A 26,205-nucleotide genomic window follows, 5' to 3' on the forward strand; every position below is an offset into this window, starting at 1 on the left:
TCATACTCTTTTTAACTAAGCAATTAGATAATCTTCGTGTACTAGTACAGGTAAATATGAAATCTAGCTTATATGCTGAGAGTCATAACGACAACAGTGATTTAATATTCGCTTAGTTTGCCTTCATTTTTGTGGGAATTCAATAAATAATTGTGTAAATAATTGTGAGTATCGTAATTATCTATATATTTGAGATTATAAATTGGTCAACCAGTTTGGATAACCAATTTATTTAAAGCTCAATTTTAAAATTATTACACTCCTAAATAGCAATGTGGCGAGTGATTGATTTTAGATAATTATAATGTAAGTGTATTGCTTTTTTTGCTTTCGCGAAAGCGTACTCTTAGTACTCACAACATATTTATGACTCGATATCTCTTTATTCTTCTTTGTAGCCTTATTGTCTTTACTTCTTGTAAGGAGCCTATTACTTTAGTGTCACAGACAGTCACTACCCCAGAGGAATTAAAAGAGGCAATTAAAGAAGCAAAGCCAGGAGATGTAATTAGTCTTAAAGATGGGGTGTGGAAAGATCTAGCTATCAAATTTTACGGAGAAGGTACGGAGGATAATCCAATTACTCTTAAGGCAGAAAATGCTGGGAAAGTAATCTTAGAAGGTAACTCTTCACTTAAACTAGGAGGGAAGCACCTTGTAGTAGAGGGACTTTATTTTAAAAATGGTTATACCACAGAGAATGCCATTATACGTTTTAAAATAGATGATGAGAGGATTGCATATCACTCGCAAGTAACAGATTGTGTAATAGAAGATTTTACAAATCCAGATCGCGATAGTAAAAACCACTGGATAGAATTATGGGGACAGCACAATACATTTGATCATAATTATATTACTGGTAAAACAAATCAAGGGCCTACGCTTCGCGTGTTTTTAAAGGGTAATGAAAATGTAAATACCTATCACCAGATTAAGGATAACCATTTCGGACCACGTCCTAGAAAAGGTGGGCCTCGTGCAGAGACTATGCAGCTAGGAGACAGCTATACGTCTATGACACCGGGTTATGTAAATGTAGAACACAATTATTTTGAAAAGTGTAATGGAGAAGTAGAGATTATCTCAAGTAAGTCTAATTATAATACCTTTAAAAATAATGTCTTTTTTGAGTCAGAAGGTTCGCTAGTGCTTCGTCACGGTAATTATGCGACCATAGATGGTAATGTATTTATAGGTAATGACGCATCTGAGTTTATAGGAGGTATACGTGTTATAAATACGGGTCATCTTATTGTAAATAACTACTTCTATAACTTAAAAGGAAATGAATTTCGTGCTCCTCTGGCAGTAATGAATGGTATTCCTAAGTCACCACTCAATCGTTATAATCAGGTTACAGATGTGGTAGTCGCTCACAATTCATTTATAAACACAAAGACGCCTTGGCATTTTGGAGTAGGAGCAAACCTAAGTCAGGCAGAAGTCCTTCCGGCTTCAGAAATACGCTCTGCCCGCGCAGAACGTATGATTGTTGCAAATAACTTAGTGTACGGAGATATTGAAACTACAGAAATCATCAAAAATTACGATAGCATCACTGGGGTTACTTTTAAGAATAACATCCTTAATGTAGAAAATAAAAGTGCTTATCAAACGGATGGTTTGTTAACCAAAGAAGTAACATTATCATCACCTACAGAAATCTTTCAGTCGCCAGAGTCACTAGAGACTGAGATGTACAACGGCTTTGGTTTTGATAAGATTAATGAAGATATTTTTGGAAACAAAAGGGCGTCTGGCAATAGTGTAGGTGCCATCTTAGGAGCCACTACAGGTGCATCGGCTTTACTCGACATAACTAATTATGGGACGTCATGGTTCAACCCACATCCAGAAAAGCAAGCAGGAAAAACGATAAAAGTGTCAACTATAGCAGAGCTTACAGAGGCTGTTGCGACAAGTAATGATGGAGATACTATAGAGCTTAGCGCTGGTAATTATGAGATTAATGAAAAGTACGCTTTCGCGAAAGCGGTAACTCTTCAATCCTCATCTTCAGAAAAACCAGTACTTACATTTAGTAACACTGCCAAAGGTTTTGAGCTACAACCAAGAGCAAAACTCAAGCTCAAAAACATTTCACTTAAAGGAACGTCAACTACTGATGCTTTTGCAACCCTTGACAAAAACATGGGGCAGTCTTATGAACTGTGGCTTGATAATGTAGAAATAGACGGATTTAAAAGTGTGTTAGAAACCAGTAAGGCATCTTTTGCAGATACCATCATGATTAAAAATAGTGTGATTGAAAACACACAACGTGGCATCCAACTCAATAAAGAAGTAAATGATAAAGGAGATTATAATGCAGCTTTTGTATTTATAGAAGATTCTCAGTTTGAAAATGTAGCCAGTGATGTGTTAGATTACTATCGAGGTGGTTATGATGAGTCTACCATAGGTGGAAGCCTTGTAGTTACGGGAAATACGTTTACAAAATGTGGTGCTAGTGATAGCGCTAATATCTTACTACAAACAAGAGGTATTGTAAATGTTACCCTAGCAAATAACACATTTACAAATAATCGTGTGAAGTATGTCGCGGTTCTTTGGGGAGAAAAAGGTCAAGAGCCAGTAGACAATACAGTGTCTAACTCTGGTGAAATAAAAGTAGTTCAAAATCTGAAACTTAAACTGGTTTACTAATGTATAAGCCACAACAGTTCCCTTTATTGAAGTGGTGTTTTTGTTTATTTTCACTTACGCTTTGTTCTCAGAAATTACCATCAGATAAGGTGGTAGCTGTAGAAGACCTTGCTGTTTATCTAAAAAAAGAGGTGAAAGATGAGCTTGGTGATGACACAGTAGAGAAGCTTGCTGCTCATTTTAGAACTGTTTTTCAAGAACGTTACTTTTACGACTGGACAGAGAATGATACTCGTTTTGAGGAGTATAAATCCTTGTATCCTGCGATGGAAGTTTCTCATACTGCTCGTGCTCAAGATCACTTAGATAAATTTGACGCCAGTACGCACTGGAAGTTACCTTTTAATTATAAAAATAATACTCCTATCAATGCATACGGTCTCAGGCACCTAGCGAGACAGCATAAAATGGTGGATATTTCCTTTCTTTATCGCTACAAGGATAAAGATGCACAATACATTGATTACTTCACAGGACAGCTGCAGTCACTCAATGACGCTTTAATCGCAGGTGAATATGAAGCCATTCCCGATGGAAACGGAGTTTACGAAGCCTTTAGGTCTGGTTACAGAGTTCTCAATTGGCTACAAATTCATAATGGATTTCTTGGAGAGAAAGCATATTCAGATGAGGAGCAGCTTACCACCATCGCCACCTTATTACAACACGCTTCACACCTATATGAGAATAATGCCGAGTTTAAATCTGGTAATCATCAAACGAGAGGGTTGAGTGCGCTGGCTATGCTTGCTATTATATTCAATGATTTTCAAGATGCAGATTTATGGTATGAAAGAGCGATGAGTATTCTCGAGCAGCACTTGCAGCGCGAGATCAATGAAGATGGTTTCCAGTTTGAACGTACCATTCACTATCATCAAAGCGATATTGATAACTACTTTTATATCTATCAACTCGCTCAAAAAAGCAATAAGAAAGTAAGCGCCATCTGGGAAGAACGTTTAAAATCTCTTTTTACTACACTTACTAAAATCGCATTTCCAGATGGATCTGCACCAGTATTATCTGATGATACAGATGCACCTTGGGCAGAGAAAAACGATATTTCTGGAACACTTACTTTGGGGTATCTTTTGTTTGATGATTCTGAGATGGGATACTTTGCAAAGAGCGCGGTAAAACCTAAGTATTTATGGAATTTAAGTAAAGTACAACTAGGTGCCTTAAAAGATATTAAAGCTACGACACCTCAAGTAGGCTCTTATGCTTTTGAAGATACGGGATATTATATCATGAGAGAAGGCTGGGATGACCAAGATAATATGCTTGTTATAGCTGCTGGACTTGATGCAGATAAGCCTGACCATCAGCATGGGGATATGCTGGGTATTCAAGCAATGGCAAATGGAATGGTAGTATTACCTAACTATCAAGTACGTTACTCGCTAGAAGATCTTGAACTCTTTAAAAATAGCATGGTAAAGAATGTGGCACTTGTAGATCAAGAGTTACAAGGCAAGCAATACACTTCAAATAAAGGAGGAAGCGGTTTTGGGAAATTTAAAGAACTTCCTACACCTAAGGTCTTAGGATGGAGCGCAAATGCTACAGCAGATGTTTTTGTAGGTTCTCACAACGGATTTGAAAATGTAGGAGTCAGCTATACTAGACAAGTCATAAATGTTGAGAATGAATTCTGGATTGTTAAAGATAATTTTCAATCAGAGGCTCCACATACTTACAAGCAAGTATGGCAGGGTCATTATAGTAGTGAGCATAGCCCAGCGCTACTTAGAGCTACTTTTGATAATGGAAGCGGCTTAGATATTTTGCAACTACAAGCGGTAGATACTGTAGTTACAGACGGTAAACGTGGTAAAGAATGGTCTGTTGTGCAAAAAGCAGCTACAAATAATTTCAGTTTTGTGACGGTGCTTTATCCATTTGATACCTACGATAAGAGAATAGATGAAGATAGCATGGGTAGTGTATTTGCCGGTTGGTCAATTAGCACTACTAGTGATACTCAAAACAATAGTATCACCTTATCTAAGGATGATACTAACATATCATTTGCTACTTCACAATTAACAATAGGTGATGTGATTATTGATTTTTCACAAGAGGCAGATGTTATGACGCAAGTAGAAAACGACCGTTTATACATTACACTATTAAGTGATAAGCCTAGCACTGTTACGATTACCCAAGGAAAACAAAACATATCTCAGCCGCTAGCTCCCGCAGCTCTGCTAGAATATAAAATTAAGTAAGACTTTATGAAATTAATTAGCAGAAATACGGCTCTTGTAGTTGGTATCACACTTTCGACTTTATTCGTTTCTTGTGATGAGCAGGGAACTAGCCAAGACAATCCGGTCGCTACTACAAGTGGCGCAAACCCAAATGTAGTACTTACCGCAACTGAGGTTGATGATATTAGAGCTAAGTTGGGAAGTGTTCCGTTGTTTGATAATTCGCTAGCTGTAGCAAAACAAGAAGTAGATGCAGCAATGGAAAAAGGGATACAAGTGCCTATCCCAAAGGACATGGCTGGAGGTTATACCCACACACAGCATAAATTAAATTATACCATACTTCATAAGGCAGGGGTGATTTTTCAGCTCACGGGAGAAGAGAAATATGCACAGTATACGAGAGATGTATTAATGAAATATGCAGAGATGTATCCTTCCTTACCGCGACACCCTCAAGAGCGCTCTTATTCACGTGGGAAGATATTCTGGCAATGTCTCAATGATGCAAACTGGCTAGTGCATATGAGCCAGGCGTATGACGCCATACGTAGTTGGATACCAGAAGAAGATCGCGAGACACTTGATACAGAGCTATTTCGTCCTTTTGCAGATTTTCTGTCTGTAGAAACGCCACAATTTTTTAACCGTATTCATAATCATAGCACTTGGGGTACCGTCGCTGTAGGTATGATAGGTTTAGTGATGGATGATGAGGAGCTTGTAGACCGCGCATTGTACGGCATTAAAAACGATAGTATTTCGTCAACCGCAATGGATAATGATGGCGGCCTCATAAAGGCGGAAGGTCAAAAAACAGGTTTTCTTGCAAATCTAGACGAACCTTTTTCACCAGATGGCTATTATACAGAAGGACCGTACTATCAGCGATATGCGATGTATCCTTTTTTAGCTTTCGCGAAAGCGTTAGAAACCAAAAAACCAGCGCTTAAAATATTTGAATATAACGGTGGAGTCTTAATAAAAGCAGTAGATGCATTACTCAACCTCACCGATGAAGATGGTGAATTTTTCCCTCTTAATGATGGTCAAAAAGGAATGTCTTACAACACTTCTTCCTTAGTATCTGCAGTGGATATTGCTTATTACTATGGAAATCAAGACGCACGTTTACTTTCGGTAGCGCAACAGCAAGGACAAGTAGAGCTTGATATTACCGGTCTTGCAGTAGCACAGGCAATTGAGGCGGGTAAAGCAATCCCATTCACAAAGGAGTCTGTTTTACTACATGACGGTCCAAAAGGCAATCAAGGTGGTGTTGCCATTTTAAGAGCAAACTATGAGTCTGGCACTACAGCACTCGTAATGAAGAACGCGAGTCACGGGCTTAGTCATGGGCATTTTGATAAACTCTCTTATTCTCTTTACGAGGATGGGGAGGAGATATTACAGGATTACGGTCTGGCACGTTTTGTAAATGTCGAACAAAAGAATGGTGGCGGTTATCTAAAAGAAAATACGACATGGGCAAAACAGACGATTGCTCATAATACGGTAGTGATTGATGAGACATCACATTTTAAAGGTAGTTTTAAGGAAAGCTCAAAGCATCATCCTGAGATTATCATTTTTGATACAAATGATAAAAACCTACAAGTAGTAAGCGCTACAGAAAATAACGCTTATCCTGGAACGAAGATTACACGTACTATGATGATGTTAACACCAGAAGGTAGTAGCAAGCCATACATCATAGATATTAACCTAATAAAGAGTGACCAAGCCCATCAAATAGACTTGCCATTTTACTATCATGGGCAGGTGATTTATACTGGTTTTGATGTAGAAGCATCGGGAGAATTACGACCGCTGGGAACTAGAAATGGCTATCAACATATATGGAAGGAAGCGACTGGTAATCCTAAGGAAGTCAGTAGCCAGTTTACATGGCTTAACAACAACAAGTTTTATAGCGTCACCACACTTTCAGATAGTAAGGATACTTTTATTCTTGGAAGTGTAGGAGCAAATGACCCATCGTTTAACCTACGTAGAGATCCTATGTTTATACATCGTAAAACGGGAGTAAAAAATGCAGTGTACGCTCAAGTAATAGAGTCTCATGGTACATATAATGCGGTTACAGAAAAAGCACAGGATGCATATGCATCTGTGGCATTTATAACTCAAGAAAAAGCACCAGAAGGATATGTGGCTTTAAAAATCACTATGCAATCTGGAGAGGAGCAACTTGTGGTGTTAGTAGATAACGCTTTCGCGAAAGCGCAACACTCCATTACTATATCAAATCAAACATACACCTGGAAGGGTAGTTATACATTAAAACAAATTAAAAACTAAGAATATGAAATCATTTGGAGCAAGTAAAGAATTTATAGAAGGAAACGACATTGAGTGGGAAGTTGTAGGTGAAGGAGTAAAACGTAAAATAATGGGCTATGATGACAAAATCATGCTTGTGAAAGTACACTTTGAGAAGGGCGGAATAGGACCTATGCATGAGCATTATCACTCACAAGTAACATATGTAGAAAGTGGGTCTTTTGATGTAACTATCAATGGTAAGACAAAAACATTAAAAGGAGGTGATTCTTTTTACATACCACCACATGAATTACATGGAGCAATTTGTACTGAAGCAGGGGTGTTAATTGACGTATTCTCGCCAATAAGAGAAGATTTTATGGAATAGTTAATATTTTAACACTATAATTTTTGTATTAACAGAATATTATACTCATATTTGGTAAACCAATTTGGTTGACCAGTTTGGTAAACCAAAAAAAAGGACAGCTTCGACACCGTCCTCTTTATTATTACTTCTGGTACGAAGTATAAATAAGCTCAGTAAGCTTATCTATTGTAAATGTATGAAATAGCATACAGAATAGAGAGCAGTTAATAGGTTTCTGAGGATTATTTAATAAAACAAATTAATTTAATCTAAATCATTAATTATGAATGTAAAAACTAAGTTTTCCTTAGTCCTTTTTCTTTTGTGCGGTGTTTTACTGTATGGACAGGAAAGTTACTTATTAAAGGGTACTGTTGTTTCTGAGGAAGACAATTCTCCTATTCCTGGAGTGAATGTATCGGTGCTTAATTCTCAAACGGGAGTTTCTACTGATTTTGATGGTAACTATGAGATTTCTGTTACCGCAAACGATATAGTACAGTTTACTTATGTAGGTTTTACGCCACAAGTAGTAACGATAACTGGACAGACTAGAGCAGATATAGTCTTAAAAATTGATGCCGGGACATTAGATGAGGTTGTGGTAATTGGGTATGGGTCTCAATCTAGAACAAAAATCACAGGTGCTGTAGGAAAAGTAAAAAACGAAGATCTTGATCAAATAGCTGTAGGAACCGCAAATGAAGCCTTGGTAGGTCAAGTAGCAGGTCTTAACATACAAGCTACAGAAGGAGAAGCAGGATCAAATTCAACTATCAACATTAGAGGTATTGGGTCAATAGCAGGAGCTAGTGGGCCTCTTCTTGTAGTAGATGGTGTTGTACTAGATGCCGAATTTTTAAACACGGTAGATGTAAATGATATTGAGTCTGTAGAGGTTCTTAAAGATGCGGCTTCGGCAGCAATCTATGGTTCACGAGCTTCTGGAGGGGTTATTATTATCTCTACTAAGCAGGGTAAAGAAGGTAAAACACGTTTTAGCTACAATACTTTTACTGGTTTTAAAGAAGCTAGACAAAGCGATGATTATGATATAAGTGTAGCAAAGTCACATGCAGAAGAGCTTGCACAAACTGGCGAACTTTCTTTACGTTCTCAGTATAGAGAGCTTTTAGGTATAGATGAGTCTTGGCAAGACCGCATTTTTGATGGTGGTATTATTGAGAGTCATTCCTTAAGCGCTAGAGGAGGTAGTGAGAAGACAAAGTTCAATACTTCACTTTCTTACCTTCACGATGAAGGCGTTCTTCTTACAGATGATTTTAAGAAATATAATTTTAGATTAAAAGTTGACACAGAAGTAAATGACAAATTTTCTTTTGGTGCAAATCTAGCTCCTTCTTATACCAATAGAAGGCGTTTTGACGGGTCTACTCACGATATTTTGAGACAACAACCTTGGTTACCTATTTTTCATGATGCAAATTCTATACAATATGTAGATCGCAATGTATATCCTGATGTGCAAATAGGTGATTATGCTAGAGAGCGTCACTTTGATAACTATGATCTTTTTGGAGATGGAAGTGAGCTAGTTGATATAAGTACTACAAGTAATCAAAACCCTGCAGCAAAAGTATTAGAAAGACATCGCACAGATAAGCAATTTAGAATGTACGGTAACTTCTATGGAAAATATAAGCTAGCTAAAGGTCTTAGTTTTAAAGCCACTCTAGGTGGAGATTATCAAAGCAGAAAACAAAGACGCTGGCAAGGTGTAGAGGCTAGTCGTAACGGAGCTTCTGCGGCACAGTTAGATCTTGATACATTTGAGCAAATTCACATTTTAACAGAAGGGTTATTATCTTATGATACCTCTTTTGGATCACATAATATAAGTGCAATTCTTGGAGCCTCTGCAGAGAAGTGGGACCGCGAGTATAGCGCAATTGGAGTCAATGGATATTCTAATGATTTAATACAGACTCTGGGTGGAGGTACTTCTGTAATTGAAAATGTTTCTTATGACACAGAAGAACGTCTAGTCTCTTTCTTTGGACGTGTTAACTATTCATATGAAGACAAGTATCTGGCTTCTGCTAGTTTGAGAACAGATGGTCATTCATCTTTTGGTGTAAATAATAAGTATGGTTATTTTCCAGCTGTTTCTCTTGGTTGGAACCTTGCTAGAGAAGATTTCTTAAGCGAGAGTGATGTGATAAGCGATTTAAAGCTAAGAGGAAGTTACGGATTTACAGGGAATAAAGATCTCAATTTTGGAAGCGGTGTAACTGGGGATAATATTGAGTTATATCCTTCTTTACAATTGTATGGACCTCTTTCTGCAGTTTTTGGAAACGAAGTTTCTAATGGATTAGCACCAATAAATATTGCAAATCAAGGTTTGCAATGGGAACGTTCTAGTGAAGCAAACGTAGCTTTAGATTTTGGTTTCTTTAATGGTAGGATCTCTGGGTCGATAGATGCATATAATAAAGTTTCTGACCAGCTATTGTTAAATGTGCCTAACTCTACAGTATCAGGTTTTAGGGAAGTACTTGCAAATCGTGGAGAGGTTGTTAATAAGGGTATCGAGGTAGAATTGAGAACTCGAAATATCACTAATGAAAAATTCACATGGAGAACTACAATACTTGCATCTACTAATGATAATGAATTGACTGACTTTGCTGGGGCAAGCGGACTTATCACTAACGTAGATGATAAACGAGCTGCAGAGTGGATTACACTAGAGGGACAGCCTATATCTTCTTTTTACGGTTTTGTGGTAGATAGAGAAGTGCCTGTAGAGTTTGTAACAGATCCATACGCAGTAGTAGGAGGAGAAGCTCAGGATGTTTACGTGAGAGATTTGAATGGAGATGGTTTAATTGATGATGATGATAAAACAATCATAGGAAATCCTTTTCCAGATCTCGTTTGGAGTATAGCAAATGATTTTCAGATTGGCGATGTTGATTTTAGCTTCACCTTTCAAGGTAGCTACGGAGCAGAAGTACGTAACATAGCAGATCAATACATATTTAACCACTTTAGCAGTCGTGAGGGAACTAACCTTAATGTAGCTACAGATCAGAATTTCTTACAACAAAAGATCTTTACAGATGCTATCATATCAGATGCATCATACGTAGCGCTACGTACATTAAATCTAGGTTACACATTAGACGCAGACCTCATAAGTCAAGTAGGTCTTAGTAAGGCTAGGGTGTATGTTTCAGGACAAAACCTTTTATACTTCACAGCAGATGGTTACACAGGATGGAATCCAGAATCATATCAAAATGAAGGTGCGCTTAATGTAGGGTACCAGCGTGGAGGAAATCCTATAGCTCGTACTATTTCATTAGGGTTAAACTTAGAATTTTAAATTTAAAAGACAGAACTATGAAAACATATAAAATTTTAACCATGTTATTAGTTGTTGTGAGCTTTACATCTTGCGGTGACGATTTTTTAGAGCCTGTACCAACAGCTGTGTCGGTAGGAGATACTTTTCCAACAAATGAGACTGATCTAGAATCTGTTCTTACTGGAGTTTACGATGCGCTACAAGGAGTGAATAGTCTTGAAATTACAGATAACAATCTTAATCATGGACAGCAAATAGAGTTTTACGTAACAGAAATGTTAAGTGATAACACAAGATCAAAAAGTGGAGAAGGAGAAGCAGGACAATTTGATAGCTTCACTGTACAAACTACAAACGGTTTTGTATTTGATTACTACCGTAGTATGTACAGCGTCATTACAAGAGCAAATCTAGTTCTTGAAAATATTGACCTAGCAGTTACAGATGGTGATCGTATAGAGGGAGAAGCTCGTTTTATGAGAGCACTAGCTTATTTTAATCTTGTGCGTTCTTTTGGAGATGTACCATTAATAGATGGCCCAGTCTCAATAGAAGATGTAGAGACACAATTTACACGTGTTCCTACTAGCGAAATATACAGCTTCATTGTTGCAGATTTACAATCTGCTGCTTCTAAGTTAGGAAGTACAACAACTGCAAATAGAGCTTCAAAAGCTGCTGCCCAAGGAATCTTAGCCAAAGTTTATTTAACGCAAAGAAGCAACTATGGAGAAGCTCAGAGTTTACTAGAGGAAATTATAGCAAGTCAAGAATATGCTCTTGAATCTGATTTTAGAGATGTGTTTTATAATGAAGCAAATGGTGAGAATATTTTTACTGTAGGTTATGTAGCGAGTTCTTCACTTGATAGTCAAAACTTTTCGGCAGAGATGCTTAACGGTGTTGGTCGTACGAGTGGTGTAAATTATGTGACAGATGAGGCTATTGCCGCATTAGATGAGTTTGGAGGAGATAGAGCACAATATTCAAAGAGAGTAGATGCAGGACAGCCTACACAAACACAAGTGGTAAAGTATTTACCTAATGGTGATGCGAGTTTAGGAATTGAGCCTACAAGCTCAGATCCTACAAGTGCAGGTAATGATTGGATTATTCTTAGATATTCTGATGTATTACTTATGCATGTCGAGGCTATTTTAGCTGGAGGTGCAGTAACTCAATCATCAAACGCCTTAGAATCTTTTCAAGAAGTAAGAAACAGAGCAGGCTTAACTGATATTGTAGAAGAAGTTACATCAGAGCAATTACTAATAGAACGTCGTGTTGAATTAGCTTTTGAAAATCATAGAATCCATGATTTGAAAAGATTTGGAGCAGCACAACAAGTACTAACTGATTTTTCTAATGCCAACGGACATAGCTTTAGTGCTACAGATCTCTTATTACCACTTCCTCAGTTTGAGGTTAACTTGAGTAATGGTCTATTAATACAAAACCCTGGCTACTAACAATAAAATTAATACGATGAGATATTTTATAACAACAAGAAAATTTGTTTTTCTTTTAATAGGTATGGTTATTTCAGTTTCTTGTGAAAATGAATTAGATCTTCCAGAGGCGGGAAGTCGCGCAGATACAATGCCTCCAGAAGCAAACTTTTCTGCTACGAGAGATGTAAATAATTTTGATATTTATACATTTTCAAACCTTTCAACAAGCGCAACAACATATGCTTGGGATTACGGAGACGGTAATACGGCAACGACGATTGATGGTCAAAATCAATATGCAGCAGAAGGAGTATATACGATTACATTAACGGCTTCAGATGCTTTAGGTGTGACTAGTACATTTTCGTCAGATATAGAGGTGATTGAACCAGAAGAGCCAGATGCTATTATTCCAGTAATACTTGAAGCTAGTTTTGAAGACAATTCTTTACCTGATGGTACTGGAGATGGACGCGACTCTTGGAGAAACTCTGATTTAGGAGGAGTTATCCAGATCAATACAAGTTCTTCTGTTCCTGATGGAGGGCAAGCTGCAAAATTTCCAAGTGATGGAAGCAGAATTGCTTACCAAGAAATTGAGCTGACTCCTAATACAGATTATAGAATCACCTATTCTTATAGACTAGAAGGGTCAGGAGGAGAAGCTACGGTTGCTATTTTACCAGGTGGAGGTTACACAGATCTCACTGTAGCAAAAGACGCTGCAATTGCTGAGTTCACTGGATCTGCAGAAGATTACACTCTTACGACACTTGATTTTAACTCTGGGGTAAGCAGCACAGTGAGTATTCTTATCTATAATGCAAATGTAGAAGCAAGAGTAGATAATTTTACAGCAGCAGTACAATAGAACAATTATGTTTAGAACTTTCATATTATTAAGCACACTATTACTTTCTGTAAGTTTGTCCTTTGGGCAAACTTCAGAAAATAGTGGTAACTCATCTCTTGAAAAAGATGAAGTTAGTGCTAGTAAAATATCTAAAAGAAAGAAAAAACGTAAAAAATATAAGTTACCAAAGGTAGATCTATCTCATTGGAAAGTAACCATTCCAGTAGGTGAGCCTAAGATTATTGAAGTAGATCCTCCAGAGATTTTGGATTATGCCACAAATGAAGTTTTAAAACCCTACATGTACAATGACTCTACAAAAGGAGCTCTTGTTTTTCATGCGGTACCTGCACAGACCACTACAAATACAAAATATTCTAGGTCAGAGCTTAGAGAGCAAATAGTATCAGGTAATAATTCTGTAAACTGGACTTTTGCGCAGGGTGGTAAACTTAAAGTGAAAATGGCCATGGATAAAATCTCTCGTGATAAGAATGGCAAGTATCACAAAACAATAATTACGCAAATACACGGTAGGCTTACTAATGAGCAGCGTGATGAGATTGGACAGAAAGATAATAATGCGCCTCCTATTTTAAAGATTTATTGGCAGAATGGTAAAATAAGAGTAAAGACAAAAAAGTTGAGAACACCTAATATTGGACCTGTAGGAATTCTAAAAAAAGAAGCATGGGTTGACGATGAAGGATTTAATTTTGAACAAAATGTAGGTTTTAAAAAATTTACTATTGAGGTAGAAGTAGAAGAAGGTAAAATGGTAATCTCTCTCAATGGTCAAGAGTATAAAACTTATGAAGGTATACACATGCAACGATGGGGAGTTTTTGAAAACTACTTTAAAGTGGGTAATTATCTTCAAACAAGAGATGAGAATGCTTTTGCAGATATTAGAGTTTACGATATAGAAGTTAGGCATTAATTAAAATGGTAAATCACATTGTTATCTATTATAAATCAATAACTTTCTATAACTTCTCAACTAATATTTGAAAAAGTTGAGTAGAGCTATTAAGGAATTAAATTGTTACGATATGAAACTGGAGACACGTACAAAGACAATTGAAAATAAAGATGCGGGAAGGGCAATCATAAGTCAAATTAGGGATATTATTAATCTCAAAAATTTGGAGCCAGGTGATAAGCTACCTTCAGAGCGTATGTTATCTGAGCGTTTTGAAGTGACTCGCAGTAGTGTGAGAGAGGCTATTCAAAAATTAGAGTTTTATGGAATTCTAAAGTCTATACCACAAAGTGGAACTTTTGTGGCAAACATTGGGGTTATTGCTCTTAATGGGATGATAGATGATATCCTTAAGCTAGAAGATCCAGATTTTAAATCACTGGTTGAAACACGTATTCTCTTAGAGCTTAAAACTGCTAGACTCGCTGCATTGAGACGCACAGATAGTGATCTCAAAAAAATGCGACAAGCGCTAGATGCTTACACAGAAAAAGTAATCAATGGTAAAGATGCGGTGCAAGAAGATTTACTCTTTCACCTAGCCATCGCAAAAGCGTCAGGTAATAGTACCATGAATAATTTCATGCTCATTATAACTCCAGAAATAATCACAAATTTTGAAAAGTATCATGTTTGTGACTCTGGAATGTCACAATCAGCTATAGAAGAGCACGAGAAAATATACCTCGCAATAGAGCAGCAAAAACCTCAAGAAGCAAAAGCAATGATGAAAAAACACTTTAAAGCTTTGTATCAATATTGCTATAATATTTAAGGTATAAAGTACGCTTTCGCGAAAGCGTAAAACTCAAAGAAAAGTTGAAAATATTTAAAAGTCATGCACGCATGGCTAGGGTAATTATTTGCCTTATTTAAAGTAATTAATTAGATATAAAATTATAGTTTATGAAACTTAAAGGACTAAGATGGTGGGTTGTAGGACTTATAGCGCTGGCAACTGTTATTAATTATATAGACCGTCAAGCTCTCGTTGTTTTATGGCCTAGTATAGCAGAAGATTTATATCCAGATAAGACCACTACCGAAAGAAAGGAGATCTACGCTTTAATATCGGTGGTTTTTATGTTTTCATATGCTTTTGGACAATCCATCTTTGGTAAAATTTTCGATAAGGTAGGGACTAGGTTTGGATTTGTATTATCAATAGGGTTTTGGTCTATCGCTACAGCACTACATGCGCTAGCAAATGGAGTATTGAGTTTCTCAATCTTTAGATCAATCTTAGGGATTTCTGAAGCAGGTAACTGGCCAGGAGCGGCCAAAGGAAATGCAGAGTGGTTTCCAGCCACAGAGAGAGCATTTGCACAAGGATTGTTTAATTCTGGCGCAGCTATAGGTGGTATCGTTGCAATTCCAACCATTGCTTTTTTGACTGTTTATTTTAGCTGGCAAATGATATTTGTAATCATAGGTCTTATAGGATTGTTATGGTTAGTTCCTTGGTTAATTTTAGTAAAAGCACCACCTAAAAGTCACCCGTGGCTAACAGAATTAGAAAAGCAACATATTCTAAAGGGGCAAAAAATAAAAGAAGAAACAGAGGAAGATGAAAAACTAACGGAGTATAACCCTGGGGTAGGAGAGTTGCTTTCTAAAAAGCAAAGCTGGGGTGTAATTATAGCCTCTGCAGCGATAGATCCAATATGGTGGCTGTTTGTTTTTTGGATCCCTATATACCTTTCAGAAGTGTATGGTATGGATGTAAAAGCCATTGGTATCTACGGATGGGTTCCTTACGTAGGAGCTATGTTTGGAGCATGGTTTGGTGGCCTATTAGCACAAAATAGATTAAAATCAGGATGGAATATTAACAAGACTCGTAAGATGGTAATAACACTAGGATGTGTCATTATGCTACCTGCGCTTCTTGCTTTATCAAATCCAGGATCACCTATAGCAGCTGTTTTAATAATGGCAGTAGTGCTATTTGGGTTCCAAACGGCGATAGGAAATGTACAAACATTACCAAGTGATTTGTATGGTAAAAAGACAGTAGGTACGCTATCAGGCTTTGCTGGAACAGCAGCAAAACTTACAGGAGCAGGACTCGTAGCATTAGTACCAGTATTAACTGAAGGTGGTAATTATACACCAGCATTTGCAATAGGGGCGGCATTAGCATTTATTGTAATTGCGAGTGTGTGGATATTAATCCCAAAAATTGAACTTCTTAAATCAAATAGATAATAATAAAAAGTAAAAAGTAATATTATGAGTAATAAAGGAAAAGTAGCTATTATAACTGGTGCCACAGGAGGAATAGGATTTGCGGTAGCAAAACGATTAGGTAACGATGGATATACCGTTATAATAAACGGAATTCAAGATGAAGAAGGTGCAAAAAGACTTGAGGAGCTTAAGGCAGAAGGTATTACTGCCGAGTATTATGGCTTTGACGTAACTAATGATGAAGCGGTAACAGAAAACATTAAAAAAATAGGGGAGAAGTACGGTAAGATTGATGTGCTAGTAAACAACGCTGGTGGACTAGGTGGTCGTTCAAGATTTGAAGAGATGACTACAGAGTTTTACAGATTTGTAATGGCGCTTAACTTAGACTCCGTATTCTTTGCTTCTAGAGCAGCAATACCATTCCTTAAAAAAGGAGATCACCCTACAATTATTAATTATACTTCTAACGCTGGGTGGAATGCAGGTGGACCAGGAGCAGGTATTTATGGTACTTCAAAAGCTGGAGTGCATACAATCACGAGAGCACTAGCAAAGGATCTTGCAGAATATGGTATCCGTGTGAATGCAGTATCACCAGGAACTATTGATACACCTTTCCACAAGCAAATTAAGGAGACTAAGCCAGAAGTATTTGCTTCATGGGCAAATAATATCATGTTAGGTCGTCTTGGTCAGCCAGATGATGTAGCAGGTGTAGTATCATTCCTTGCGAGTAAAGATGCAGCCTTCTTAACTGCCGAAACAATTCAAGTAGGTGGTGGTCAAGCATTAGGTATTTAAAAAAATATATATTCTTAGAATATGAGTAAAGTAGTCACTTTTGGTGAGATTATGTTACGGCTCTCTACAGAGCGATTCTTGAGATTTTCTCAAGCCAAAACCTTTGGGGTAACCTATGGTGGAGGAGAATTTAATGTAGCAGTCTCACTTAATAATCTAGGTGTCTCTGCAGATTTTGTTACTAGGCTTCCTAATAATGAAATAGGCGATACAGCACTTCAAGAAATTAAAAAAATTGGAGTAGGCGATAAGTATATAAAAAGAGGTGGAGATAGACTAGGGATTTACTTTCTAGAAACAGGAGCTGGAACAAGAGCTAGCAACGTGGTATATGACCGCGCTGGTAGCTCTATGGCTACTATCACAAAAGGATGTTTTGACTGGGAAGCTATTTTTGAAGGTGCCACTTGGTTTCACTGGAGTGGTATCACCCCAGCAATATCAGAAGCAGCAGCGCTAGAGTGTCTAGAGGCTGTAAAAGTAGCTAGTAAGATGGGGCTCACCATCTCTACAGACTTGAATTACCGTTCAAAGCTTTGGAAATGGGGCAAGGAGCCTAAGGATGTAATGCCAGAACTTCTTAATTATAGTAATTTAATATTAGGAGATATAGACACTGCTTTTTTTATGCTAGGTGAGGACAAAGTAGGTCCTAACTATCAGGATGAAAAATCACTTCCTGTTTTGTATGATAAGCTTTTTAAACTATGCCCTAACCTCAAGCAGGTGGCGACCACATTAAGATACTCTGTGAGTGCATCTCACCAGCGCATAGGAGGATTATTATATGATGGTGAGCAAGTGTATAGAGCACACATACAAGAAGTAACTCCCGTGGTAGACCGCGTAGGTAGTGGAGATGCATTTATGGGTGGTCTAGCCTTTGGTCTCATAGATGACCCTATGAACAAGCAGCGTGCAGTAGATATTGCTGTAGCGTCTTGTTGTTTAAAACATACCATTTATGGTGATTACAACTTGGTCTCTTTACAAGATATAGAACGATTTATGGATGGAGATCAATCAGGAAAAGTTTCAAGATAATTATGGCAAGATTTACAAGATTAGAAGTAGCACAAGTAATGAAAGACACGGGAATTGTTCCTTTGTTTTATAATGAATCTGTTGAGGTAGGAAAGCATATATTACAGGCTTGTTATAACGGTGGTGCTCGAGTAATAGAGTTTACTAGCCGCGGTGATAATGCACATAAAGTGTTTGATGAGTTGTGCGCTTTCGCGAAAGCGGAATTACCTGAGTTAATACTTGGTGTAGGTAGTGTCACAGACGCAGCAGCAGCTTCTTTATACCTGCAACTAGGAGCAAACTTTGTAGTGACTCCCGTACTGCGTGAAGATATCGCCATGGTGTGTAATAGAAGAAAAGTGCTATGGTCACCAGGCTGCGGATCGCTAACAGAAATTGCTCGCGCCGAAGAGCTAGGCTGTGAGATTGTAAAACTATTTCCAGGAGGTATTTATGGAGCCCAGTTTGTAAAAGCTATAAAAGGACCATGTCCTTGGACTTCGGTGATGCCTACAGGTGGTGTTTCTCCTACCAAAGAAAGCTTAGAAGAATGGTTTAAAGCAGGAGTAACCTGTGTAGGCCTAGGCTCAAAACTCATAGCAGTAGATGATAATGGCGCATGGGATTATAAGAAAATAGAAGAAAAGACAGCATTAGCTATCGACTTAGTAAAAGTTATAAGAGGTAAATAAGAGCGTCATAAGGCTCACAATTATTTGAATTAGTTTGTTTATTTACATTTAGTTTGTATTCAAAGGGTATCGAGAGATACCCTTTGTTTTTTTGTGATTTATTTAAATCTTGTAATAACTCGTTGAAGAGTGATTATCTGTTTGTTGAAATATAATTGCAGACACATAGAATAGTAATGTTCTTGAGTTATATACTCATCACATTCTCTTTCAACAAAAAGTCATATATTCATCATGTCTTAGAAACAATTTTTAAATATACATCAGTGTTATGATGAATTATTATGGAGAATTGTAATATATAGTAGAACCAGACATAACCCCACTATTTATGGATAACTTAATTACGTTTGCAATTACCGTATTTACGGGCTTTTTTGCTATAACTAATCCTATCTCAAACATGACTATCTTTTTGTCACTCACAGAGGGAGCAGATAAAAAGACAAAGCAAAACATCAATAAAAGAGCAAACATAGTTGCGTTTATTATTGTTGCTGGTTTTGTGTTGTTAGGCAAGTTTATCTTTGAGTTATTCCAAATAACAATACCGGCTTTTAAGATATTTGGAGGTATTCTAGTATTTCTTATTGGTTTTGATATGCTACAGTCTAAAAAGGTCAATGTCAAGCATCTTAAAGAAGTAGATATAGATGAAAATATAGCAATCTCACCCTTAGCTATCCCGATTATCGCAGGTCCAGGTACGATTGTAACCGCAATGAACTCAGTATCAGACGCAACTTACATAGAGATAGCGGTAGTGATTTTCATCTTTGCTATTATGTGTATGCTCATGTATATGACATTTAGTGCTAGTAATCTTATTGTTAGGTTTTTAGGAAATAACGTAATCTCTGTAATAGGTAAAATTATGGGTTTAATAATAGGTATTATAGGTACGGGGATGATTATAGAAGGAGTAAAAATCTCCTTTGATTTGATGCCATAAACTGTAAAGGCAGTATCATGTAATGACATAAATGCTATGCCTATAAATTTATGGTGAGTATATCATACTTCTTTTAAGAGTGTATTGTTTTAATTGACAAGAGATTTTTTTTATTTAAAAACCACCTCTACAATAGTTGCTTCGTCCTTTCTGGCTTCGTTAGAGATAAAAAGCTTTCCGTCAGGACTAAAAGTAATTCCCTCTGGCTGGGCAAAGTCGTCTTTATCAAGCTTGTATACTTTTTTAATTGTACCATCGCTATCTAGTATCGCGAGCTTTGGGTTTTTACCTTCGAGCACATAGTAATCGCCAGTCACTGGATGTATTGCTACGTCAGACGGACTAAAGGTGCGATACGCTTTCTTCTTTTTATAATCTTTAAGCGCTTTATCTTTCATATTAATTTGTATGAAAGGCTGGGCGTCCATCTTTTTTGAATCTAGTGGGATGTAATATATGCCCTTGAAATCATCAGATTGATCGCGATCTTTAGGTGTTACTACTAAGCTATTTTTTTCGGCATCTAGCGTGAGTGTTTCTATATTATTACGAGCGGTAAATGCTGTTTGGAAAGTAGTTGTTATAGGTTCGCTTTCGCGAAAGCGTGATACCTCATAAATCAAACCATCACTACGCATCACATAAGCATCCTTGTCATTAATCACGATACCCTCATAGTCTCCACTACCAGCAAATGTTATCTCTTGAATGACTTTTTCTTTTTTCAGATCATATATAAAAATAATGCCGTCCTCATCTTCTACACAAGCAATGGTGTTATTTGAAATCCACGAGATGCCACTTACTTCATTTAAAACCTTCGGCATCTCCCAGGTGTTTAGAATCGTATAATCTTTTTTAGATTTTTTCTTAATCGTTGTTTTGTCTTTTTCATCGCTCTGGCCGTTGTAGCTATTTGCACAACTTATAGTAAGAATGATAGCGAGAGTGACAATAAATAGGTGTGGTATATATTTTCTATAGTTCATTAGATTTCTTTTTAAAGATACTGTGAGTGTTTTTTCTTGCTTCCGCGAAAGCTTAAAACCTATATTAGGTAGCTGGGTCACGTTTAAAAATCTGAATTAAATCAAAAACAATCACACAAAATACTACCCAAACAAAGCCTGCAATAAATCCACCTGCAATATCTGAGGGATAGTGTACTCCTAAATAAATACGACTTATACCGATACTTAAAATCAGGATTAAGCACAAAGTGATAAATAGGACTTTGTAGAATCTCTTAATAGGAAACTTACTTATTAAAAACAATAAGGTCCCGTAAAAAGCCATCGCCATCATAGCGTGCCCACTTGGGTAACTTAGAGTTTCTACCGTAACGAGGTGTTCTACATCTGGTCGGGCTCTATTGATAAGTTGTTTTAAGAGAAGATTAGAACTAAGTGCAAGTACCATTACAAATGCAAGCTGGGCAACGTATCTCCATTTTTTAAACGTAAAGTAAAATATAATTGTACATAATATAAATGTGATTACATAACCTAATGCATCACCTAGATCTGTGACAAAAACAAAATAACTAGTGAGGTAAGGTGTTCTGAAACTAGCTACATAATTAGAGATTGCCGTATCAGACTCAGCTAGATAGGTGCTTTTTAAAGTTTCTGTAAGGGATATAAATAATTTTATACCGCCTATAAAGAGTGCTAAGGCTATGGTTGTGGTGATAATATAAGCCCATCTACCATCATATTTTTTAAATACCTTGACTAGTAAACTTTTAATCCAATAAATAAGTGATGCTAGTTTTTGCTTCATGCTTTATAATTACCATTCTGCACAAATTTAAGTATCAAAAATTAGTAAAGTCTAAAGAAGATTATAATGTTACGTTCTAAATTTATTTTTAGAATATGTCGTTAAGACAGAAAGCACTGCTATAAAGCGCTTATATTTATTTAGTTATGCTAAAAGTAAATGTGCACTTTGAAGTGTAAACGGATCCAGCCTCTAAAAGAGTAGATGGAAAATCAGCTCTATTGGGGCTATCTGGAAAGTGCTGCGTCTCAAGACAAAAACCACCTCTGTCAATGTAGGTTTCATTATATTTTCCAACAGGAGTAGAGGATATGTGATTACCACTATAAAACTGCAATCCAGGCTCATCTGTAGTAACAGTCATCGTAATTCCTGAGGATGGACTACTCACTTGTGCGACATCTCTCATATCTTTCCCATCAAGAATAAAATTGTGATCATAGCCACCTGCGAGTACCACTTGTTGATGTGTAGCATTAATGTCTTGTCCTATTTTTTTAAAATTTCTAAAGTCGAACGGAGTATTAGAAACCGCTTCTATATGGTCTGTAGGGATACATTCTTTATCTATCGGGAGGTATGACCTTCCGTGTATTTGGAGCAAGTGATTGCATATAGGCTCAGTTTTATCTAAGTTGAGATTAAAGTAAGAGTGATGAGTGAGGTTAACATGGGTTGTAGCATCTGTTGTTGCCTTATAAGATATATCTAAAGCATTCTCCTCTGTGATTTTAAATATAACAGAAACAGCTAGATTTCCTGGAAATCCACCTTCAAGATGTGGTGATAAGTATGATAGCGTTAGTGTGTTTGCAGTATGTTCAACAAGATCCCAAATCACTGTGTGAAATGCATCACTTCCAGCATGTAGATTATGATGGCCATCATTTTTTTCTAATGTAAAAACCTTATTGTCAATGGTAAATTGACTACTTGAGATGCGATTTCCATAACGGCCAATAGTTCTTCCAAAATACGGATTAGTCATTTTGCGATAATCAGATAATCGTTCATACCCTAAAACCACATCGTTTTCTTTACCCAAAGCATTCTTTACCCACAAACTAACGAGTGTTGCTCCATAATTTGTAATCTGGGCGGTCATCCCGTTGGAGTTCTGTATCGTAAATAAGCTTGATTTTTTTGACCCAAAAGATTCTTGAAAATTTGTAGCTGGAAATAACTGCATAGTAGTCTTTAAAATTTTAATAAACATAAGAAATCCTGCGGTCTATTGTGGACATAAATACACAGATACAACATTTGTAATAGGATACGTTTTTTTTAAAGCAGTTTCAAAAGAATTATATACATAATTTGAGGTTTACTTTTCAACAAGAAATTTGCTCATAGTTTATCTAAATCATCGATTGTTGCCACTATTTTGATGGCCAAAAAGTGCTAGTTCATTAGAATATGATAATCGGTCACTAGAAATAAAATATCTTAATTGAGGTGTGAATATAGAGCTGTAAATTGTTGTTTTTACTGCTATTCGCATCATTTGTTCTATAAGATGCTCGATTTGTTCTAAGCTCAATTTAGGTCTAAGACTATTTTTAGCTTCTTGTTAAACATACATTATCCACGCATTTCTTATTGTAGCAAAAATGCAATTGAGTATGACCACATTTAGCATTCTAGAGTACATAAAAAGTAGCAGCAACTCTTCTTTAATGTGATGAGGTAACTGGTGAGTTTGAGTATGCATTCATAAAAATCGTGTGTATGATATCCTTATTAATGATAGGAAACAGATAAAACTTATTAAAATTTAAAATAACATATATTGTATACTATAGGATATGACATCGGGAGTTCGTCGGTAAAAGTTGCCATAGTTGAGGCTGCGACGGGCAAAAAACTGGCTTCATTGCATGAGCCACCAGGCGAAATGGAGATTATCGCCATACAAAGAGATTGGGCAGAACAAGATCCAGAACAATGGTGGGATTACATTTGTAAAGCGACAAAACGCATTCTTCAGGAAGCAAATATAGATGCCACTAAAATTACTGCCATCGGTATTTCATACCAGATGCACGGTTTAGTACTAGTAGATAAAGAGGGTAATAGCCTTCGCAATTCTATCATATGGTGTGATAGTAGAGCTGTAGCAATAGGAGACAAGGCATATCAAGATTTAGGTCATGAGTTTTGTGCCACAGAGTTACTTAACGCACCAGGAAACTTCACTGCATCTAAGTTAAAATGGGTTAAAGATAACCAGCCACATATTTATGAACAGATTCATAAATATATGTTACCAGGAGACTACATATCCTATAAACTTACAGGAGAACTAGTAACCACAAAAAATGGTCTAGCCGAAGGTACTTTATGGAATTATAAAACAAATAAAGTCGCTACAGAGCTTCTAGATTATTATGGTATTGATCACAGTCTTACCCCTGATGTTGTAGATAACTTCAAAGATCAAGGTAAAGTGCACACTGCTGCAGCTAAGGCTACAGGTTTGCCAAAGGGAATCTCTGTGACCTACAGATCTGGTGACCAACCTAACAATGCACTGTCACTCAACATTTTTAGACCTGGAGAAGTTGCCGCCACCGGCGGAACTTCAGGGGTGATTTATGCAGTAACAGATCAAAGTGAATTTAAAGAAATACGTAAAGTAAATCATTTTGCTCACGTAAATTATACAAAAGAGCATCCCACTGTAGGGAGATTACTCAATATTAATGGTGCGGGGATCCAGTATCGCTGGTTACGCAATAATAGTGTAGAGAATTCATACGAGAACATGAATCGTAAAGCTTCAAAGTTACCTATAGGATCAGATGGAGTTCTTGTAATCCCTTTTGGTAACGGTGCAGAACGTATGCTGGATAATAAAAATGTGGGTACGCACTTTTGTAATCTCAATCTCAACCAGCATAGCAACGCTCATTTATATAGGGCTGCACTGGAGGGTATTGCTTTTTCATTTGTCTATGGGATGGATATACTTAAGAATGATCAAACCGAAATCAACGTTATAAGAGCAGGAAATGATAACCTATTCCGTTCTGAAATATTTGCAAATACAGTAGCAACCCTCATAGGTCAAGAAATAGAGATTTATAATACTACGGGTGCCGTAGGTGCAGCAAGAGCTGCCGGACTTGCAGATGGTGATTTTGATCGTTTTGGAGAAAGTATTACAAAGAACGACCACGTGATGACCTATATCCCTATTAAAAATAAAGAGCCCTACGAAGCGGCATATAATGACTGGAAAACAGAATTAGAATTCATAGTACAAAAACATAACTAATGGCAACAAAAACTTATTTCAACAACATAGAAAAAATCAAATTTGAAGGCAAAGATTCAGATAATCCGCTTGCGTTCAAATATTACAACCCAGACCAAGTAGTGGCAGGTAAAACTATGCGTGAGCATTTTAGATTTGCAATTGCTTACTGGCATACCTTCTGTGGCCAAGGTTCAGATCCATTTGGTCCAGGAACACAAAACTTTCCTTGGGATGCACCAAAAGATCCCATGGATGCCGCTTTCGCGAAAGCAGATGCAGCATTTGAATTTATCACAAAAATGGGATTTGACTACTTCTGTTTTCATGATTTTGATCTTGTAGAAGAGGGAGCAACCTTTGCCGAAAGTGAAAAAAGAATTCACGGTATTACAGACTATATCAAACAAAAGCAAACAGATACTAGTATCAAATTATTATGGGGAACGGCAAACTGCTTTTCTAACCCTAGATATATGAATGGTGCTGTGAGTAATCCAGATTTTAATGTCCTTGCAAGAGCAGGCGGACAGATAAAACTGGCACTAGATGCTACCATGAAATTAGATGGAGAGAACTATGTGTTCTGGGGTGGTCGTGAAGGATATATGTCTTTACTCAACACAGATTTAAAACGTGAGCAAGACCATCTAGGTCGTTTCTTTGGAATGGCTAGAGATTATGCACGTAGCCAGGGTTTTAAAGGGAATTTCTTTATCGAGCCAAAGCCTATGGAACCTATGAAGCATCAGTATGACTTTGATGCTGCTACTGCAATAGGCTTTTTACATGAATACGGTCTTGAGAAAGATTTTAAAATGAATATAGAGGTAAATCATGCTACACTTGCGCAACACACTTTCCAGCACGAGCTTGCAGTATCTGCAAAAGCGGGAATGCTAGGTAGTATCGATGCAAATCGTGGTGATTATCAAAATGGATGGGATACAGACCAGTTCCCTAATAATATTCAAGAAACAACAGAAGCGATGCTTGTATTCTTACAAGCTGGCGGACTGCAAGGCGGTGGTGTAAACTTTGATGCAAAAGTGCGTAGAAACTCCACAGATATGGAAGATGTTTTTCTTGCACACATAGGCGGTGCAGATACGTTTGCACGTGCTTTAATCACAGCAGATAAAATTCTTACATCTTCACCTTATAAAAAGATGGTGACAGATAGGTATAGCTCATTTGATGGAGGTAATGGAAAGGATTTTGAAAACGGAAAACTAGACCTTACTGATTTATACAAAATAGCTCAAGAAAACGGAGAGTTACCATTAATTAGTGGAAAGCAAGAGCTTTTTGAGAACATCATTAATCAATACATATAATCTT

The 26,205-nt window shown here is 37.0% G+C and carries 19 protein-coding genes; 16 read left to right on the plus strand and 3 right to left on the minus strand.

The genetic code is table 11. The annotated features are described in order from the left end of the window. The first annotated feature begins 366 nt into the window (after positions 1-366). From SJY23_RS09155 to SJY23_RS09220, 14 genes are all read left to right on the plus strand, one after another. Positions 367-2,670 carry a chondroitinase-B domain-containing protein gene (locus SJY23_RS09155; RefSeq protein ID WP_396596095.1) on the plus strand — a complete coding sequence of 768 codons (2,304 nt, stop codon included), beginning with the start codon at positions 367-369 and terminating at the stop codon, positions 2,668-2,670. Continuing rightward, a complete protein-coding gene (locus SJY23_RS09160) occupies positions 2,670-4,904 on the plus strand; it encodes a heparinase II/III family protein (RefSeq protein ID WP_396596096.1) in 2,235 nt (744 codons plus the stop codon). The genes SJY23_RS09155 and SJY23_RS09160 overlap by 1 nt, the downstream gene beginning before the upstream one ends. A gap of 6 nt (positions 4,905-4,910) precedes the next feature. Then, positions 4,911-7,208 (plus strand): alginate lyase family protein, encoded by a 2,298-nt coding sequence (locus SJY23_RS09165; RefSeq protein ID WP_396596097.1) that lies wholly within the window; start codon positions 4,911-4,913, stop codon positions 7,206-7,208. Positions 7,209-7,212: 4 nt separating this feature from the next. Further along, complete coding sequence (locus tag SJY23_RS09170; RefSeq protein ID WP_013749808.1) at positions 7,213-7,560, plus strand: cupin domain-containing protein; 348 nt, start codon at positions 7,213-7,215, stop codon at positions 7,558-7,560. Positions 7,561-7,825: 265 nt separating this feature from the next. Further along, a complete protein-coding gene (locus tag SJY23_RS09175) occupies positions 7,826-10,894 on the plus strand; it encodes a SusC/RagA family TonB-linked outer membrane protein (protein WP_396596098.1) in 3,069 nt (1,022 codons plus the stop codon). Between the two features lie 17 nt (positions 10,895-10,911). Further along, on the plus strand, positions 10,912-12,345 hold the full coding sequence (locus SJY23_RS09180) for a RagB/SusD family nutrient uptake outer membrane protein (RefSeq protein ID WP_396596099.1): 1,434 nt from the start codon (positions 10,912-10,914) through the stop codon (positions 12,343-12,345). 16 nt (positions 12,346-12,361) lie between these two features. Continuing rightward, positions 12,362-13,198: a PKD domain-containing protein gene (locus SJY23_RS09185; RefSeq protein ID WP_396596100.1), complete on the plus strand. Its 837-nt coding sequence runs from the start codon at positions 12,362-12,364 to the stop codon at positions 13,196-13,198. A gap of 7 nt (positions 13,199-13,205) precedes the next feature. Continuing rightward, a complete protein-coding gene (locus SJY23_RS09190; protein WP_396596101.1) occupies positions 13,206-14,120 on the plus strand; it encodes a polysaccharide lyase family 7 protein in 915 nt (304 codons plus the stop codon). Between the two features lie 112 nt (positions 14,121-14,232). Further along, on the plus strand, positions 14,233-14,937 hold the full coding sequence (locus SJY23_RS09195; protein WP_396596102.1) for a FadR/GntR family transcriptional regulator: 705 nt from the start codon (positions 14,233-14,235) through the stop codon (positions 14,935-14,937). A gap of 131 nt (positions 14,938-15,068) precedes the next feature. Then, positions 15,069-16,370, plus strand: coding sequence for an MFS transporter (locus tag SJY23_RS09200; protein WP_035334195.1), 1,302 nt, complete (start codon positions 15,069-15,071; stop codon positions 16,368-16,370). 24 nt (positions 16,371-16,394) lie between these two features. Beyond that, complete coding sequence (locus SJY23_RS09205; protein ID WP_035334194.1) at positions 16,395-17,156, plus strand: SDR family NAD(P)-dependent oxidoreductase; 762 nt, start codon at positions 16,395-16,397, stop codon at positions 17,154-17,156. Between the two features lie 21 nt (positions 17,157-17,177). Then, positions 17,178-18,200 (plus strand): sugar kinase, encoded by a 1,023-nt coding sequence (locus SJY23_RS09210; protein WP_035334193.1) that lies wholly within the window; start codon positions 17,178-17,180, stop codon positions 18,198-18,200. Between the two features lie 2 nt (positions 18,201-18,202). Continuing rightward, on the plus strand, positions 18,203-18,874 hold the full coding sequence (locus SJY23_RS09215) for a bifunctional 4-hydroxy-2-oxoglutarate aldolase/2-dehydro-3-deoxy-phosphogluconate aldolase (protein WP_396596103.1): 672 nt from the start codon (positions 18,203-18,205) through the stop codon (positions 18,872-18,874). Positions 18,875-19,205: 331 nt separating this feature from the next. Continuing rightward, positions 19,206-19,826, plus strand: a complete 621-nt coding sequence (locus SJY23_RS09220) for a MarC family protein (protein WP_396596104.1) — start codon at positions 19,206-19,208, stop codon at positions 19,824-19,826. A 110-nt stretch (positions 19,827-19,936) separates the two neighbouring features. Here the strand turns inward: SJY23_RS09220 and SJY23_RS09225 are convergent, their stop codons facing one another. The 3 genes from SJY23_RS09225 to SJY23_RS09235 all read right to left on the minus strand — a co-directional run bounded on the left by SJY23_RS09225 (position 19,937) and on the right by SJY23_RS09235 (position 22,797). After that, positions 19,937-20,815: an SdiA-regulated domain-containing protein gene (locus SJY23_RS09225; RefSeq protein ID WP_396596105.1), complete on the minus strand. Its 879-nt coding sequence runs from the start codon at positions 20,813-20,815 to the stop codon at positions 19,937-19,939. A gap of 64 nt (positions 20,816-20,879) precedes the next feature. Next, on the minus strand, positions 20,880-21,608 hold the full coding sequence (locus SJY23_RS09230; RefSeq protein ID WP_396596106.1) for a phosphatase PAP2 family protein: 729 nt from the start codon (positions 21,606-21,608) through the stop codon (positions 20,880-20,882). 136 nt (positions 21,609-21,744) lie between these two features. Continuing rightward, entirely contained in the window at positions 21,745-22,797 is a 1,053-nt protein-coding gene (locus SJY23_RS09235) for an aldose epimerase family protein (protein WP_396596107.1), read from the minus strand. Between the two features lie 600 nt (positions 22,798-23,397). Between SJY23_RS09235 and SJY23_RS09240 the strand changes: the two genes are divergently transcribed. Beyond that, entirely contained in the window at positions 23,398-24,885 is a 1,488-nt protein-coding gene (locus SJY23_RS09240) for a xylulokinase (RefSeq protein WP_396596108.1), read from the plus strand. Beyond that, positions 24,885-26,201, plus strand: a complete 1,317-nt coding sequence (gene xylA / locus SJY23_RS09245) for a xylose isomerase (RefSeq protein WP_396596109.1) — start codon at positions 24,885-24,887, stop codon at positions 26,199-26,201. Before SJY23_RS09240 ends, xylA begins: the two co-directional genes overlap by 1 nt. Positions 26,202-26,205: the final 4 nt, after the last annotated feature.

Source organism: Dokdonia sp. R86516, from assembly GCF_044596715.1.
GTDB lineage: Bacteria > Bacteroidota > Bacteroidia > Flavobacteriales > Flavobacteriaceae > Dokdonia.